The sequence below is a fragment of the Cryobacterium gelidum genome (genome assembly GCF_004403985.1).
Taxonomy (GTDB): Bacteria; Actinomycetota; Actinomycetes; order Actinomycetales; family Microbacteriaceae; genus Cryobacterium; species Cryobacterium gelidum.
On record NZ_SOHL01000007.1, the window covers coordinates 32,681 to 47,233 of the forward strand.

At 62.9% G+C, this 14,553-nt stretch carries 15 protein-coding genes; 3 read left to right on the plus strand and 12 right to left on the minus strand.

Annotated elements, in window-relative coordinates; genetic code table 11:
• Positions 1 to 13: 13 nt before the first annotated feature.
• The 8 genes from E3T50_RS04120 to E3T50_RS04155 all read right to left on the minus strand — a co-directional run bounded on the left by E3T50_RS04120 (position 14) and on the right by E3T50_RS04155 (position 7,239).
• Positions 14 to 478, minus strand: a complete 465-nt coding sequence (locus tag E3T50_RS04120; protein ID WP_198417944.1) for an aconitase X swivel domain-containing protein — start codon at positions 476 to 478, stop codon at positions 14 to 16.
• Entirely contained in the window at positions 459 to 1,751 is a 1,293-nt protein-coding gene (locus E3T50_RS04125; protein WP_134550720.1) for an aconitase X, read from the minus strand. Before E3T50_RS04125 ends, E3T50_RS04120 begins: the two co-directional genes overlap by 20 nt.
• A 12-nt stretch (positions 1,752 to 1,763) precedes the next feature.
• Entirely contained in the window at positions 1,764 to 2,468 is a 705-nt protein-coding gene (locus E3T50_RS04130; RefSeq protein ID WP_174844728.1) for an ABC transporter ATP-binding protein, read from the minus strand.
• Positions 2,461 to 3,255 carry an ABC transporter ATP-binding protein gene (locus tag E3T50_RS04135; protein ID WP_134550722.1) on the minus strand — a complete coding sequence of 265 codons (795 nt, stop codon included), beginning with the start codon at positions 3,253 to 3,255 and terminating at the stop codon, positions 2,461 to 2,463. The genes E3T50_RS04130 and E3T50_RS04135 overlap by 8 nt, the downstream gene beginning before the upstream one ends.
• Positions 3,252 to 4,292 (minus strand): branched-chain amino acid ABC transporter permease, encoded by a 1,041-nt coding sequence (locus E3T50_RS04140; RefSeq protein ID WP_134550723.1) that lies wholly within the window; start codon positions 4,290 to 4,292, stop codon positions 3,252 to 3,254. Before E3T50_RS04140 ends, E3T50_RS04135 begins: the two co-directional genes overlap by 4 nt.
• 1 nt (position 4,293) lies before the next feature.
• On the minus strand, positions 4,294 to 5,187 hold the full coding sequence (locus E3T50_RS04145) for a branched-chain amino acid ABC transporter permease (RefSeq protein WP_134550724.1): 894 nt from the start codon (positions 5,185 to 5,187) through the stop codon (positions 4,294 to 4,296).
• A gap of 79 nt (positions 5,188 to 5,266) precedes the next feature.
• Positions 5,267 to 6,442 (minus strand): branched-chain amino acid ABC transporter substrate-binding protein, encoded by a 1,176-nt coding sequence (locus E3T50_RS04150; protein ID WP_134550725.1) that lies wholly within the window; start codon positions 6,440 to 6,442, stop codon positions 5,267 to 5,269.
• Between the two features lie 125 nt (positions 6,443 to 6,567).
• Positions 6,568 to 7,239 carry a GntR family transcriptional regulator gene (locus E3T50_RS04155; RefSeq protein ID WP_134550726.1) on the minus strand — a complete coding sequence of 224 codons (672 nt, stop codon included), beginning with the start codon at positions 7,237 to 7,239 and terminating at the stop codon, positions 6,568 to 6,570.
• A gap of 94 nt (positions 7,240 to 7,333) precedes the next feature.
• Here E3T50_RS04155 and E3T50_RS04160 point away from each other — a divergent pair, with 94 nt between their 5' ends.
• Together E3T50_RS04160 and E3T50_RS04165 are read left to right on the plus strand one after the other, a co-directional pair.
• Positions 7,334 to 8,344 (plus strand): proline racemase family protein, encoded by a 1,011-nt coding sequence (locus E3T50_RS04160; RefSeq protein WP_134550727.1) that lies wholly within the window; start codon positions 7,334 to 7,336, stop codon positions 8,342 to 8,344.
• Positions 8,341 to 9,333, plus strand: a complete 993-nt coding sequence (locus E3T50_RS04165; protein ID WP_134550728.1) for an ornithine cyclodeaminase family protein — start codon at positions 8,341 to 8,343, stop codon at positions 9,331 to 9,333. The genes E3T50_RS04160 and E3T50_RS04165 overlap by 4 nt, the downstream gene beginning before the upstream one ends.
• A gap of 407 nt (positions 9,334 to 9,740) precedes the next feature.
• Here E3T50_RS04165 and E3T50_RS04170 read toward each other — a convergent pair whose 3' ends face one another.
• Together E3T50_RS04170 and E3T50_RS04175 are read right to left on the minus strand one after the other, a co-directional pair.
• Positions 9,741 to 10,130 carry a GntR family transcriptional regulator gene (locus tag E3T50_RS04170; protein WP_134550729.1) on the minus strand — a complete coding sequence of 130 codons (390 nt, stop codon included), beginning with the start codon at positions 10,128 to 10,130 and terminating at the stop codon, positions 9,741 to 9,743.
• Positions 10,127 to 11,044, minus strand: a complete 918-nt coding sequence (locus E3T50_RS04175) for a hypothetical protein (protein ID WP_134550730.1) — start codon at positions 11,042 to 11,044, stop codon at positions 10,127 to 10,129. Before E3T50_RS04175 ends, E3T50_RS04170 begins: the two co-directional genes overlap by 4 nt.
• 451 nt (positions 11,045 to 11,495) lie before the next feature.
• On the opposite strand from E3T50_RS04175, the gene E3T50_RS04180 reads away from it, so the two are divergent.
• A complete protein-coding gene (locus tag E3T50_RS04180; protein WP_134550731.1) occupies positions 11,496 to 11,963 on the plus strand; it encodes a hypothetical protein in 468 nt (155 codons plus the stop codon).
• Between the two features lie 144 nt (positions 11,964 to 12,107).
• On the opposite strand, the gene E3T50_RS04185 is transcribed toward E3T50_RS04180, so the two are convergent.
• Positions 12,108 to 12,986 (minus strand): Brp/Blh family beta-carotene 15,15'-dioxygenase, encoded by an 879-nt coding sequence (locus E3T50_RS04185; RefSeq protein ID WP_166784198.1) that lies wholly within the window; start codon positions 12,984 to 12,986, stop codon positions 12,108 to 12,110.
• 80 nt (positions 12,987 to 13,066) lie between these two features.
• Positions 13,067 to 14,272 (minus strand): lycopene cyclase family protein, encoded by a 1,206-nt coding sequence (locus E3T50_RS04190; RefSeq protein ID WP_134550733.1) that lies wholly within the window; start codon positions 14,270 to 14,272, stop codon positions 13,067 to 13,069.
• Positions 14,273 to 14,553 lie beyond the last annotated feature (281 nt).

A 14,553-nucleotide genomic window follows, 5' to 3' on the forward strand; every position in this document is an offset into this window, starting at 1 on the left:
AATATGTTACACACTACGACGTGCTCGGAACGGACCAGTTGACGGATGCTGCGGCGTCGGTCGCGGAGACTACGACCGGTCCCGACCGCGGCAGCAGGGCAAGCCCGGCCGCATCGAGGAGCAGGATTGGCATCCGGATTCCGTAGATCTCGGCTGCCGCGAGGGCACCGAGCGTCACGATCAGGTCGCGGGACGACAGCACGATGGCGACAGGACCGACGCCCGCGCGTACCTGCTCGGCCAGCACGCTCGAGGAGGAACTGGACCCGCGGGATGCGCTCATCACGACCACGCGACCAGCCAAGGAGAGCCCGCGCTGCGGGTGGTGCACGTCGATGATGACCCCGCTGGCGAGGTCCGTTCCGCCCCAGAACGACAGCGGTTCATCGAGCCAGAGAATTTCCCCGAATCCGTCTCCTGCACAGAGCGTGAGGGCGCGGACCTGCCGGACTGCCGCGTCACTGCCAAGCCGACTCACTGCGAATCACCCGCCCCGCGCGCGCCGAGTCAATGCACTCGGCCAGGGAGCCGAACATCACGCTGATACCCATGTTGGCCGGCGCATACCAGGCCCATTTGCCAGAGGTGGTCATGGCCGTGCGCACCGTCTCGGCGAGGATCGGCACCAGGTAGGTACAGGTGTCGACAACGATTTTCGCGCCTGACGCCTCGCAGACCTGCGCGAACCCGGCCGCTTGGGCCGTCGCGAGGACATCGCGCGACGTGGAGATCCATACCGTGCACGATGGGTGGAACGGCACGCCGTCGTCGAGGATCTCGGCCAACTTGGCGAACTCGGTCAGCGAGAAGTGGGGTGTACCGATCGATACCGCATCGAGGCGATCGCCGATGGTGGCGGTGGTCAACTCATCGCGGGCCGCCCGCAACATCGTCGGGGTGATTTCCACACGCAGTACCCCCTCGGCTGGCCACGCGGCGCCGGCTGCGACCGCTTCCGGGGTTACTCCTTTGATGTGAAAGAGGGCGACCCCGCCGCTTGATGCCGCGGTCGCACCGAGCGCCTTGAGGCGGTCCTCGTTGGCGATCTCCGGCGCGAGTCCGGTGAGGATGCAGACGCTCTCGCCGACCTGCTGGCCGACGACGAACCCAAGCGCAGCCCAGGCCGCGTCGGAGTCGAGCACCCGGCTCGGGATCCCCGAGCAATCCAGTTGCATGGTCGGAACTCGGTTCTCCGGCACGTGCAAACCAGCCAGCGGAACGCGGCCAGTTATGGCGGCGCAAATGTCGACGAAGTCGCCGTAGCGAGCAGTGCGGGCGCCGAGCACCGAGTTCGCAAAGACGATCGCGTTCGACTCGGCCCAAGCGATATCGATGCCCTCCGTCGGCCGCCCGTCCAGCTGATACGGCGCGCAGGTCCAGGTAGACCGGGCACCAAGCGCAACGTACGCATCCATCAGCCGACGAGCTGCTGCCGTCTCGGCCGGGCCCTGCCGGACGAGCCCCGGATGCATGAGGTCGAGTGAACTGACGTTCAGAGTGGTTGGCACGGTCACGACGGCACCCAGTTCGACCAGTTTCTCGGCGAAGTCGAGCCCGGCCTGGCCGTGGTAGAGGCATCCGTCGATGTGCGCGGACTCCACGTCGATCAACTGCGGCGCGAGCGAGAGGCGCGCTAGCGCCACGACGATGCGCATGGCCATTGCCATGCCGGGCCCGAGAGCGCCGGAAAGCTTCGCCTGATCTTCGACGGTGAGGTGCAGTTGGACCGATTGCCCAGTCTGTCCAGACATGGCTACCATCCCTCAGGCACCCAGGTAGGCATCAATGATGCGGGAATCGCCCAAGAGGTCGACCGCGCGACCCTCGATCGTGGTCGTTCCCCCGTCGATGACGTACGCCCGGTCGGTCACCTTGAGCGCGGCGCGCGCGTTCTGCTCAACGAGCAGCACCGTCGTACCTTGGTCACGAATCTCGGAGATGACCTGCATCACCCGGGCGACAATCAACGGGGCCAGTCCCATCGACGGTTCGTCGAGCATGAGCATCTTTGGTCCGGCAATCAGCGCACGCCCAATGGCGAGCATCTGCTGCTCACCGCCGGATAGCGTTCCGCCCTGCTGGGTGCTGCGCTCGGCCAAAAGCGGCAGTAGCTCGTAAACCGTCGCGATCCGCTTCGCGACGAGGGCGCGGTCCTTCACGAGGTAGCCGCCGAGCAGCAGGTTTTCGAGCACGGTCATGGTGCTGAAAATACGGCGTCCCTCCGGCACGTGGATCAGGCCGGCGCCGACGACATTCCACGGCATCGCCTTGGTGATGTCCGTTCCATTGAACGAGACACGGCCGCTGTGCGACTTGACCAGCCCGGAGGCCGTGGACAGGGTCGTGGTCTTACCCGCGCCGTTGTTGCCGAGGAGGGCGACGATTTCACCCTCCTCAACCGTGAGGCTGATGCCGCGCAACGCCTGCACTTTGCCGTAGTACACCGCGACATTGTCAAACTCAAGCATCGCCACGAGCTGATACCTCCTCGTCATCGTCTTTACCGAGATACGCCTCGATCACGGCGGGGTTCGCCTTGACCTCGGCCGGGGTGCCGTCCGCGATCTCCTTGCCGAAGTTCATCACCACGATGCGCTCCGAGAGCTCCATCACCAGGCCCATGTCGTGCTCGATCAGCACGATCGCGGTACCCAATTCTCGGATTCGCTGGCACAGGTCAAGCAGATCCCGCTTTTCGGTGTAATTCAGCCCGGCCGCTGGCTCGTCCAGCAGTAACAGCCCAGACTTGCGCGCGAGCGCCCGGGCAATCTCCACGTGTTTCTGCTGGCCATAGGACAGATTGCGAATGGGGACCCCGCGGGCGCCGGAATAGCCCACAAAATCGAGCCAGTGGTGGGCCTCTTCCGTATAGGCGGCCTCACTGCGTTTGAAGCGAGGGGTGTGCAGGATAGCGTCCAGCCAATTCTGCCCACCGTACAGGTGCATCCCGGCGCGCACGTTGTCAAGAACCGTCAAGTCAGGGAATAGCCGCAGGTTCTGAAACGTACGCGACACCCCGGCCGCGGCGATGTCCGCCGGGCGCTTGCCGGTAATGTTCTGCCCGTAGAGCAACACGGCCCCGCTGGAAGGCTTGTAGAAGCCGGTGATGCAGTTGAAGGCGCTCGTCTTACCGGCGCCATTCGGGCCGATCACTGCGATGATCTCCTTCGCGTCGACAGAGAAGCTCAACCCGTCGACGGCTTTCACACCGCCAAAGGCAATCTGAAGATTCTTGACTTCGAGAACGACGGTCAACGAACCGTTCCCTTCGCGAGTCTGCGGTCGCTGACATCGCCCATGCGTTCGGGCTCGTACCCGCGCGCTGGCCAAAATCCCTGCGGACGAAACACCATCACCACGACCAGCAATAATCCGAAGACCAGGTACCGGTAGGTGGAAAGGTCACGCAGCAGCTCGGGCAGCAGGCTGATCACCAACGCACCGATCACCACACCGCGCATGTTGCCCATGCCGCCGAGCACCACGGCCATCAGCACGAGCGCCGACTGGAGAAAAACGAAGCTCTGTGGTGAGACTGCTGAGAGATGCGCGGCGAACAGGATGCCGCCGAACCCGCCCCAGACCGCGCCGAAGATGTAGGCCATCAGCTTCACCTTGTAGGTGTGGATCCCCATCGCCTCCGCGGCGTCTTCATCTTCACGGACAAAACGCCAAGCCCTACCCAGTCGTGATTTGCCTAAACGAGCGGCCGCGAGAACAAAAGCGGCGACCACGAGAACGGTTACGTAGTAGAACACGGCCGGTTCCTGCAGGTCGAAGTCGCCAATCTTCAGCAGCCCGGGAATACCGAAGATGCCGGACGGACCGCCAGTGATCGAGAGGTTGTTGGCGGTAATGCGGGTGATCTCGCCGAAGCCGAGGGTAACGATGGCCAGGTAGTCGCTGCGTAATCGCAGCGTTGGCGCACCGATGATGAGACCGGCCAAAACCGTCATGATGATCACCGCGGGGATCGTGAAGATCAGCGGCAAATCGAAGGCCTTGGCGATGATCCCGGCGGTGTACGCGCCGACCGCCATGAAGGCGATGTAACCGAGGTCGAGCAGACCGCAGTAGCCGACCACGATGTTCAGGCCCGAGGCGAGGAGCACGAAGATCGCCGCGGTTGTCATCACGTTCAGTGAGTACGGTGTCGCGATCAGAAGCGGGATGAGCAGGGCGATGGCAAGGGCGATCCAGCCGAGCTGCTTGCTTTCAAAGAGCCGAGAGATCGGCGAGGCGGGCGGCCTCGTCGTCCGGGGCGCGAGGGTCGTGTCGACGTTTTCGCTCATTTCAGACACGCTCCGTAACGCGCTGTCCTAGGATTCCGGTGGGCCGCAGAGTCAGGAAGAGGATGAGTACGGCGAAGGCGAAGACGTCGCGCCATTGGCCGCCAAACCACTCGGCGCCGAACGCTTCAACGAAACCGAGCACGAGCCCACCGAGCATCGCGCCCTTGATGTTGCCGATCCCGCCGATGACCGCGGCGGTGAACGCCTTGAGCCCAATGATGAATCCCATCAGGAAATCGATCTTGCCGTAATAGGCGCCTGCCATAACTCCGGCCGCTCCGGCCAGCGCCGAGCCGATGAAGAAGGTGCGAGAGATCACCTGATTGACGTTGATGCCCATCAGCAGCGAGGCATTGCGGTCCAGCGAGATGGCGCGCATTGCCCGCCCGGTCGAGGTTTTCTCAACGTAGAAGTTCAGCAGCACCATGAGCATCGCGGCAATGAGCATAAGGATGATTTGCGGCAGCGATATGCGGGCCCCGAGCAGGACGAAGACGTTGCCTTCGAGCCGGATGGGGAACGCACGCGGGTTCGGCCCTGCAAGTGCGCTAATGCCGTACTCAAGCGAGAACGAGACTCCAACCGCGGTGATCAGGACCGCGAGGCGAGGCGCGCCCCGAAGCGGACGGTAGGCGAGTCTCTCAATCAGGACGCCGGCCGTGCCGGTAAGCAGCATGCTGACCAACATTACGACCAGCAGCGCGCCGATAGAGAGCGAAGCGGGGATTCCGCCCACCGAGGTGAGAACGGCAAAACCAATGAAGGCGCCAAGCATATAGATGTCGCCGTGCGCGAAGTTGAGGAGTTTGATGATGCCGTAGACCATGCTGTAGCCCAAAGCGATCAGGGCGTAGAACGAACCGACGAACAGTCCGTCCCAAATGAGTTGAATCATGCCAATCCGTTCCATGAGCGTGGGTGATGGATGCCGCAGCCAGCTTGAGCAGCCGGCCGCGGCATCCTTCACTACGGATTTAGGACAGGTCGTCCTCGAGACTGAACTTGCCGTCCTTGATCACGAGGATCACGAATCCGCCACTGGACAGCGTGTGCTCCGCGGTGAACTTGAGCGGGCCGGAGAACATCTGAAACCCGTCGATGGCTTCAAGCGCCGTGATGATAGCGGCACCATCGGTGCTCTTGGCCTGCTTGATCGCCTCGGCCGCGAGGCGGACCGCGTCGTAGGACTGGGTCGAGTACGGCCCGGGGTCAGAGTTGAACGCCTTCTTGTAGCTGGCGATCCAGTCTTCGGCACCCTTGAGTGTGTCGGGAGTTTGCGTCATCGTGGCGTAGACACCGTCAGCTCCCGCTCCCGCGATTTGAGCCAGTGACGGGTCGACGCTACCGTCGGCCACCATGATTTGGCCTGCGAAACCAGCGTTCTTCAGCTGGTTGATGATCAGACCGCCCTCCTGGTAATAGCCGGTCCAATAGACGAGTGCGGGCTTAGCGCCCATAATGTCGCGCACGACTGACGAGTAGTCGCTCTCCCCGGCGGTCACCGAGGTGCTGAGGACGACCTTCACTGCGCCGTCTGCCTCTATCTGCGACTTTGTCTCGGTGTTGATGTCCTTGGAGTAGCTCGTGTTGTCGTCGACTAACGCAACGGTGGCGAACTTTTGTTTCTTGATGAAGGCGAGAGCGGCGGTGGACTGCTGCTTGCCCGTACCGTTGATCATGAAGACGTTCTTGGCACCCTGGTTGACCAAATCCTGCGAGTTGGCCGCGGGGATGATCATCGGGATGTTGGCCTTCTGGAAGATCGGGATCTCCGGCAAGGTCGCGCCCGAGCAGTATCCGCCGACCGAGATGACGACACCATTGGAGACAGCCTTGTTGGCGCCGGCCACGGACTGCTGAGCGTCGCAGGCTTCGTCTTCGACGTCTAGCTCGAGCTGACGACCGAGCACTCCGCCAGCCTTGTTGATCTCGTCCACGGCCAACTGGGCGCCGTTCTTCATATACGCACCGGTCGGAGCGCTGCTGCCCGAGATCGGAATGACCATGCCAAGCTTGATCGGGCCCGAGTCGCCCGTGCTGTCGCCCCCGTTGCCTCCACCGCCGAGCAGGCCGCCACTACAGGCCGAAGTTGTGAGCAGTACCGCTGTGGCAATGCAGAGCAGTATCGAGCCGCGTTTTCCGAATTTCATGTCTGCCTCTTCTTTGATGGTGACGTTCAGGTAACGAGTACAATATGACATAGCACACAGCGCGCCGTCAACGCCCTAAATTCCCCGAATGCGCCTCGCCCCGACAGGGGAATTGAGAAGACCAATCACTGCCTAGCGATCGCCCCGGACCACCAACTGACGACGTGGCTAAGGTGAACAATGATGAGCTTCTCGAGGGCCTCGCCGTCTCCCTTCTCCAGGAGATCGAGCATCTCGTGATGCTCCTGAGCGGAATCGTGCAGCTTGTTACTTTCCCGCATACGGACCAGGTTGACCATGCGGGTTTGCTGCCGCAGTTCTCGCACCGCGTCGACGAGTCGCTTGTTGCCGTACAACTCAAGTAGGCCGAGGTGAAAATCACGGTCGCGCTCGATGAATCCGCTGAGGTTGGAGCTATCGGCATAGTCAGTGATCTCCGCAGCCATGGTCCGCCACGTGGGAAGCGTGGCTACCGGGAAGTCCGAAGCGAGCGAGCGCATCGCCGGAACTTCGAGGAGCTGGCGCAGTTCGACGATTTCCCGAAGGTCATTTTCGCTGACTTCGGTAACCCGGAAACCCTTGTTCTTAACCGAGGTAACAAATCCCCGCTGCTCGAGGTCGAGCATCGCCTCACGCACGGGCGTGGCAGACACCTCGAATTGGGCGGCGAGGGTGGGCACGGAGACGAGGGTGCCTGGTGCAAGCTCGCCGGAGATGATGGCTGCAGACAGGGATTCACCGATGCGACCGCGCAGGCTTACCCCCTGCTCAACCTTGTGAATGTCGGAGACGGTCACTTTGCACTCGCTCTCATCGCGGATCGGCCAAGACCTTCGCGGAGGACTCGCGACGTCTGCTCGGCCTCGTTACGATCATGGTATGTGCCATATTATGACAACTGTTCGGGCAATTGATTACCACACGGCCGGGGAGCCCTTCCGAATCGTGCTGGACGGAATGCCGGAAATAAAAGGTACAACGGTCGCCGAACGACGCATATTTGCGCAGAATTCCGCCGAGATCGACGCATTCCGACAGCTCCTCTGCCGGGAGCCACGCGGTCACGCAGACATGTATGGCGGGTTCATCGTGCCACCGGACGACGACGGAGCCGATTTCGGCGTTCTCTTCTGGCACGGGGATGGGTTCTCGACCGCCTGCGGTCACGGCACGATCGCGCTCGGCGTCTGGGCAGTTACGACAGGCCGGGTCCCGGCGGCGGCGGAAGGAGTGACACCGGTCACGATCGACGTTCCTTCCGGCCGGGTCGTCGCTCACGTGCGGCAGACCGCTGGGGCGGTCACCGGCGTGGTCTTCGAAAACGTGCCGTCGTATCCGGTCGCCCGCGATGTCGTGCTGCAGACCTCCCGCGGGTCGGTGTCAGTCGACCTCGGCTTCGGCGGAGCCCTTTACGCTTGCGTCGAGGCGTCGGCGCTCGGCCTATCCGTCGTACCAGAGCACTATGACGCGCTGCTCGGAATTGGTCGCGAGATCAAGTGGGCCCTGAACGACATCGACCTGGCGCAGCATCCGGATGACGATCGACTGAGCGGAATTTACGGCACGATAATCTTCGACGACCTCGGAGACACCGCTGATGGTCCCCATCAGCGGAACGTGACGGTGTTCGCGGACGGACGGGTGGACCGCTCTCCCTGCGGATCAGGCACCGCGGTGCGGCTGGCACTTCTCGCCGACTCCGGTCGTCTCGGCACCGGGCAGACGCTCACCCACGACTCGATCGTAGGCACCCGATTCCTCGGCCGTGCACGCCCGGTCGGCCCTGCCGGAAAACCCGGCGCGATCATCCCGGAGGTAGAAGGAATGGCATACAAGACTGGCGAACACATCTTTACCCTTGACCAGTCGGACCCGGTTGGAACGGGATTGGTGTTGCGATGAGTGCCAGCGCGCCCCCTTGGATCTCCTCCGACGAGGTGTTCGCCCGCGTCGATTACGGCGCGGCCGTTCGCGCTATCCAGCGCGACCTACTAGCCGGTCTCGACCCGGCGGCCGACTTCGACCGCGGCATCCTGGATCTGAAGAACGGTCAACTGCTCCTCATGCCGACTGAATCTTTTGAGTTCGTCGGCGTCAAGATAGCCAGCGTCGCCCCCAACAACCCAGCGATAGGTCGGCAGCGCATCCAGGGGATCTACGTGCTGATGGATGCTGAGACACTCAGCCCGGTTGCCCTCCTCGACGGCTCAGCGCTAACGACTTTGCGCACTCCAGCAGTTTCCGCCGCGGCCGCGGACCTCCTCGCGCCCGCCGTGATCGAGAACCTCGTGGTCTTCGGGTCCGGCCCGCAGGCCTGGGGCCATATCCAAGCCCTCCGGTCGATCCGTTCGATCGGCAAAGTCACCATAGTCGCCCGCAACCAGGAGCGTTCCGACCAGCTGAAGGCGAGAATCGAGGCGACTAGTCTCGCCGCCTGCGTCGGCACCGCGGACGACGTACGCGACGCCCAGATGATCGTGTGCGCGACAACCGCCAGGGAGCCATTGTTTGACGGCCTGCTGGTTCCTGACGATTCATGCACGATCGCCGTCGGCTCGCACGAACCTGACGCTCGCGAGTTGCCTTCTGCACTCGTCGCTCGCGGACAGATCGTGGTTGAAGACGCTGCGGTTGCCCTGCGCGAGGCGGGAGACTTGATAATTCCAATCGGAGAAGGTCTGGCCTCCGCCGACTCGCTCGTCTCAATGCGGCAGATCATCGTCCGGGAAACTGAGGTCGATCGCACCCGACCACGTATATTCAAGAGCTCTGGAATGTCGTGGGAGGACCTGACTATTGCGGCAGAAGTGTACAAAACCGGGCGGGGGAAAAAACGCTGCGGCTCCCTTTCTCGCGAGCCTGGGCCACGAGATAAGGCAGACTTGAACTGATCGAGTTTGCCCAGTGCTGCTAATCCGCGTCACCAACTCCCGGTTCCAAACCAAGAGATTTGGATGCCCGCATGGGGAAACGGTTTCCGCAGCAACACGAACGCGATCAGGCCGGTCACATCAACTTTCAACGGCGCTGCCCTGCGCGGTTCTGCCGGTCCTCGTCGCCGCAACCTCGCGCTTCCTGTAGGCAAGCACTTCGGCCAGCACCGCATGATCGGCCTGCGCCACGTGCTTCTGAATCGCTGCGTCGCACTTGTGACCGGACGCGAGAAAGCGACGACCGACAGAATCGGGCACGCACCGGAACCGGCGACCGCCTCATCCGAAGGGACAATTGACAAGTCTGGCTTCATTCCGCATCGGGAACGATCAACGAGGCATGAGATATTTCCCGGGTGGCTCGCTCAGGGCGCCCTCAACGCGTCCGGTGTTTCGGGCTGGATTGACTGCTCCGGCCAGATTGCACGGAGGATACGGATGGTGTCGTCCAGCCCCGTGCCGGCCTGGGTGCTGGTCGCGGCGAGTTGCCGGGCGGCTTCCAACACTGGCCGCGGTATTGTCGTGGCGCTTCGGCTCACACGGGTGCCTCCACCGGTACGGGCTGTGAGGTAGCCCTCGGTTTCGAGCGCCTTGTACGCCTTTGCCACGGTGCCGGGGGCGACGCCGAGGTCCTTCGCGAGCTGACGGACCGAGGGAAGGCGCTCGTCGGCTGCGAGTCGACCCGACGCGACCAGTCCGCGGATTTGATCGCGGATCTGCTCCGTGGGCGGAGCAGATCCGGACAAGATGATCATCGTGTTGTGACCCTGGCCGGTGCCCACCGCCGCGACGGAATCGCTGACAGGACGACAGCGACGCACAGCGCCAACCCGAGCGCCGCGGCGACAGCGGATGCGCCGATCAACACCGGCTGTAGCCCAGCAAACGTCGTCCAGAACGTCACGCTTCCCTCCGAGGTCGGGAACGAGGATGTTATCGATACGGTCCCGGCGAGTGAGCTGAGTATGAACCCGAGGTGCATGAGCAGCGCACTGGTTCCGATCGCAAGAACGTTGCCTGTGCGGAAAGTTCGAATGTGAACGTCGTGCTCGCGGTTGGCGGCCGGTGTGGGTCGGGCGATGAGCACCAGGTCCACGCTGGCGACAATGATCAGGACGCCGATCAGGATCAGACACGGTATTGAGTTGTACCACCCGTAGATACTCGAGCCCATTCCACGTTCGCCCCCAAGGTCCACAAGGTACATCGTGTAGTGGCCTGTGCTGGAGTCCGGCCGGGAGGCGGCACCGGCTGTGACGGTGACGCTGAGGATGAGCGCCAGAAGCAGGGCAGGGGCGACGAACCACCAGCCTCGCGCAAAACTTAGCGGCGTCCGCGGAGTGAGATCCGCAACGCCCCGCCCGCTTCGACCTTGAACCGGGAAAGCGAGAAGCACCATCCCGACGATCCCGAGCAGGAGTGGGGCCGTGAATCGGTAGTCCTGAAACCAGACCCAGTATTCAGGTGGCAGCTGTAGCGGAAACAGCCCGGTACCTAGCAGCAGCAAAACAACGTTACCGCCGCCAAGAAGCAAGCCCGCCGCCACAGTGAACGCGCCCACGCCACCGCCGGATAGCTGCCTCTTCCGCCCCCAAATCAGCCACCACGCCAGGGCGAGAAGGATGCCCGCGAACACCGGTCCCAGCACCACAAAGTAAAACCAAGACATCCCGACACCCCTCGACTCTGTATCACCTAGACAATACACTTATGTATCATCTGATTGCCACAAGTTGCAGGTGAGGCCGGTCTCAGCGCGAATGCACCATGTCATTGACACAGCGTGGGCCACGCGTACATCGCTCGTCGTCCTCGAAAGGGCGGGCCCCGGCGCCAGTGTCCACGCAATGCTGACGCATCTCGTCACCGCCTGAACCAGGCAAGAACGCATTCGTAACGCGGATGCGTCACGGCATTCCGCCCACAACGCGCCTGAACTGACGAGCTTCCGAGGCAGCCTGCCTGTACGGCGGGCAGACACTTCACGAGACACGTGGCCGACACCGGAGTGGGAGCTTGAGCCCACAACCACTAGACGCTGGTGCTTGTCTGCCCTGTCCCCTAGGGTCGCACCTGGGAGCTGTGTCAGTATTCAGCTCCTGCCACGAGGAAGGACATTCATGACTTCTCGAACACCCAGGCTCTCTGTGGTCATACTTGCCGCGTTGGCACTCAGTGCCTGCTCCGCTACCGCCGACGAGGTATCGTCGGGTACCGGGGGAACGATCGAGTTGGCGATATCGGAAACGTGCGCAGAGGGGTCGGATTCGCAGTGTGTATCGGTCAACGGTGAGAATGTTTTGCTCCCCTCCGCATTCGAACGAGCCGGCGTTGAGGAGTCCAGTGTCGCCGGAGATGGACAGAATGCGGTCGACGTGACGTTCAACGCAGACGGGGCGGAGATCCTTCACGCGCTCACGGAGAAAGCCGCCAGAGCCGGAGATTCGGCGCGCCTGGTTATAAGCATTGGGGGTGAGCTACAAGCTGCGGTCGTGGTCATGGAAGCGTTAGAGGGCGATCAGGTACAAATCGCTCTCTCGCCAGACGACAACGTCCAGGAGATCGTTGATCTAATTCAGGGAGGCTGAGGAGCGCGGCATCACCTTATCGCGGGTAGAGCCCCTAGACCCCGACGAATGGCGGCTATCAGCTCGTCCGATATGACTATCGATCGGAATTTGCGCGTTGGGTCCGTATCGTCTGTGATGGCCGCGAGGTACCGCTCGATGTCGTCACGGGTTGCGAAAGTGAAAGGCTTGACCCGCTGTTGACACCCGGCGGTGACGATTTTCGTGCGTCACCACGATCATGTGCGGCACGGTTAGCCCCGCCAAACCGATGAACACCACCTGCAGAATTTGCTCGCTCAGGGCGCCGTCAGGGCCGAGCCAGACCAGCACCGCGCTCACCATGAGGATGGGCACCACCGTATAGACCACCACTATCACGGCCGACAACCGTCCACCGTCTCGCTCGGCGTGGAACCCCGCTTTCAGGTGCCGAAAACTGTGCAGCGCGCAGAAGTACAGCAGAAAGAAGACCAGCGGCTCTGTTGCGAGGGCGAGAACGGTCGCGAGCAGAATTTCGATGCTTTCGTGCGCCCGACGTCGCAGGGCGACCAAGGCTGCGAGCAGCAAGCTGGCCAGGGCGAGCGGCCCCAGCCACTCTTGTACGTTGGCCACTATCGCGCCTCCGTCTCCGGCCAGCACCACGTAGGCGGCACTCACCTGCGCGGGATGTGACAGCGCCGGGACACTGAGCAGTCCGAACCCGGCGAGAAACCGCAGCCAGGGCGCCCGATCGGCATTCCAATCGGACCCGAAGTGCAAAGCAGACACGAGCAGGAACGTGACCAGGCTCGCCACTGGAGCGATTAGCCAAAGCAACACAACGCCGACCACGACGAGAATGTAGGCCATGTTGAACCCTGCGAAGCCCAGTGGGGTGCGCCACAATCCGGCACGGCGCGCGATCAGCGGATCGAGGGCGCCGTGGGGCAGGCCCAGAATTCCGACCAGCACGCCCAGGAGCACGACCTGAACCGTGAGCGAGGGCAGTGGCAGGCCCAACCCGAGCACGACCAGGGTGACTAGGGCGAAGCTGGCGAACACGACCGTCTCGACGGGCGCCCGACGCCGCCGCGGCCTGACGCGGGCGGACCTCGCATGAGACGGAGCTGCTTGGCCGGTCATCACTGCCCGCTCGTGCTCGTGCCTGGCGTCGCGGTGACGGCCGCGGCCACTGGCGCGGCCGTCACCGGGCTGAATACGGTGGGCGCGGCCAGCTGGGCGATGAAGGGGCTCCACGGCAGGCTGGAGATGATGCGCGCGTAGTCTTCGGCCCGCGCACCGTCACTGAGGAAACGCACCAGTGCGGCCGGGGGAACGCCGCGGGCGAGGGCCAGGAAATACTCTGCGGTGCGTTCCGGGTGCGCCCGAACGGCCTGCAGAAAAATGCGATCGAAAGTGCGTCGCAGTCGAGGTTCTTCCGGGTGTCCCACGGCCTCTCGTCCCGCAAGCAGGCGCTCCGCGCACAGCTGGGCCCATTCTGCGATGCGCAAGAACCCGTAGCCCGAAGCGGCCCGCAGCGCACCGCCAGCGTTTCCCGCATGCACCACGCCAGCGATCGGCGGCGCGGCCTGGCGGCCCAGTCCCATGGCCAACACGCCGCCCTCGCTTCTCACCCGGCGGGCGTCAGCCAAGCCGAGCCCGTTGAGCACCTGATCCAGCTCGAGGATTAATCGGTCCCGGTTGATCGGCGCCGTGCCGAACCGCGTCCACTCCACGATCGCGCGGTTCGGTCCCAGTGGCAAGGCATACACAAAACGTAAGCCCTCGGCGTCGGACGCGAGGGACCCCATCAGCGTCACCTCACCAGGGTCGAATGGCAGCGGACGGTCACGTTCCAGTTCGAGGCCCACGAAGCTCTGGTACAGCATCGCCGCAGAGGCCCGGGGCCGGGTATCAATCACCTGACGCGCCAACAGCGTGCCCGCGCTGGTCTCCACCCGAACGCCGCCCGAAACCGCCGTGACCGTGCCGGCACGCACCCCGAGGCGCAGATCGACCCGCGGCGACTCGGCAATGTCGGCCTGCGCGCTCGCGTAAAAATCGCTGCCCCGGACGTACTGGTAAGCCAGCCCGGGCACCTGGTGCCGAACGGTCAAGCCCGCCGCATCGGAAAAAGTCCATGTTTTCCAACGTCGCGAAACCAAATGCGACAGATCATGCTGTTCCGGTCGCCAAAAACACCAGCTGCGATCGTCTCGATAGGCCGTGCGAGGTTCTAGCAGCACGACGCGCGGGCCGGAACGCTCCCGAGCCAACCGGGCCCCCAAAGTGAGCCCGGCCAAGCCCGCGCCCAATATCACGAGGTCAGCGTCCGCGGCATGAATCATCCGTGCTCCTTCGCACTCGGTTTCGTGCACGGGTGCAGATCAAGTGATTTACAAAAAGAGCCTAGCGAGAAACCCGACGCTGGCCAGGATCTCTAGGAATCCGTCTCGAATTGGCTGGCAAACTCTCGTCTGCCGGAGTACGTTGAGAAACATAACCTAATCAGCTATTAATTTTCGTTTGATCCCCGTCATTTCGGCGAATGCTCGTGAACAGCAGAGGACAACTTGATACCTGACTCCCTGACCCAGACCCAGTACGACACCATCTACAACATGTTCTC

Bases quoted from the DNA above. Each gene is read 5' to 3' on its own strand.
- E3T50_RS04125 (WP_134550720.1), bottom strand. From the start codon at position 1,751: ATGTCTGGACAGACTGGGCAATCGGTCCAACTGCACCTCACCGTCGAA.
- E3T50_RS04130 (WP_174844728.1), bottom strand. From the start codon at position 2,468: ATGCTTGAGTTTGACAATGTCGCGGTGTACTACGGCAAAGTGCAGGCG.
- E3T50_RS04140 (WP_134550723.1), bottom strand. From the start codon at position 4,292: ATGAGCGAAAACGTCGACACGACCCTCGCGCCCCGGACGACGAGGCCG.
- E3T50_RS04145 (WP_134550724.1), bottom strand. From the start codon at position 5,187: ATGATTCAACTCATTTGGGACGGACTGTTCGTCGGTTCGTTCTACGCC.
- E3T50_RS04150 (WP_134550725.1), bottom strand. From the start codon at position 6,442: ATGAAATTCGGAAAACGCGGCTCGATACTGCTCTGCATTGCCACAGCG.
- E3T50_RS04160 (WP_134550727.1), top strand. From the start codon at position 7,334: ATGACAACTGTTCGGGCAATTGATTACCACACGGCCGGGGAGCCCTTC.
- E3T50_RS04165 (WP_134550728.1), top strand. From the start codon at position 8,341: ATGAGTGCCAGCGCGCCCCCTTGGATCTCCTCCGACGAGGTGTTCGCC.
- E3T50_RS04170 (WP_134550729.1), bottom strand. From the start codon at position 10,130: ATGATCATCTTGTCCGGATCTGCTCCGCCCACGGAGCAGATCCGCGAT.
- E3T50_RS04175 (WP_134550730.1), bottom strand. From the start codon at position 11,044: ATGTCTTGGTTTTACTTTGTGGTGCTGGGACCGGTGTTCGCGGGCATC.
- E3T50_RS04180 (WP_134550731.1), top strand. From the start codon at position 11,496: ATGACTTCTCGAACACCCAGGCTCTCTGTGGTCATACTTGCCGCGTTG.
- E3T50_RS04190 (WP_134550733.1), bottom strand. From the start codon at position 14,272: ATGATTCATGCCGCGGACGCTGACCTCGTGATATTGGGCGCGGGCTTG.